Source organism: Nonomuraea antimicrobica (assembly GCF_039536965.1).
In the GTDB taxonomy this organism is placed as follows: domain Bacteria; phylum Actinomycetota; class Actinomycetes; order Streptosporangiales; family Streptosporangiaceae; genus Nonomuraea; species Nonomuraea antimicrobica.
Window position 1 is genome coordinate 1 of sequence record NZ_BAAAZP010000260.1, and the last position, 717, is coordinate 717.

The 717-nt window shown below is 62.9% G+C and carries 1 protein-coding gene; it reads right to left on the reverse strand.

Features of this window, described 5'->3' with window-relative positions:
* On the reverse strand, nt 1-651 hold a 651-nt coding region (locus tag ABD844_RS52315; protein WP_344897613.1), incomplete at its 3' end, for a hypothetical protein.
* Nucleotides 652-717 lie beyond the last annotated feature (66 nt).

The following is a 717-nucleotide window of genomic DNA, read 5'->3' on the forward strand; positions in this document are numbered from 1 at the left end:
CGTGGACAACTGATCCTTGTGGTCGCGCGGGTAGGCGGGCACGAGCGCACGCTCCCCATCCGCGATGAGCAGCTTGTACGGCAGGCTGGCAGCGATCCGACTCACGCTGTTGGGCAGAAGCAGCCCCTTGCGTACGCCATCCAGCGCCCGATCATCGTCCAAGACAGCCTGCTCGACAATGACTCGCCTCCTGGGCTTCCGGAGCGTTCCAGCGCTGTCGCGCCGCGCCTGGTCATCAGAAGCATGGACTTCGACTAGCCGGTTGAAAGGGGCAGTGATGAACTTCATCAGCTCCCGCTCGGCGTTCAACTCCAGATCGTCCATCGCTTCCTTGAGCTGTGTGCGTGAGGTCAGTAGCCTGACCGTGCCACGTGCGGTGGGCCTGTAGGCGCGGTCGTACAGTTCCTGAAGCTCGCTGACGCGTGCCCGCATGACGAACAACTCCACCTCTCGGGCCCCTATATGGGCCTGGAAAATCTGATCCGGCCTCCTCGCATCGGGTGGGTTGCCGACGACATAGCCAAGGTCTCGCAGCCGTCCCACCGCTTCGACGACCTCCTCGCCGATCTCCAGGCGTCGCTGCAGAAGCGGGATCGGGGTTTCGCCGTGCTCAGCCAAGTGCCGGTAGACGCGCTCGTCCACCGAGGTCATCCCAAAAGGGTTCACGATCTTCGTCCTACGTCCTGTCGTTCTTCGACGGTGAAGGCGACATGCATG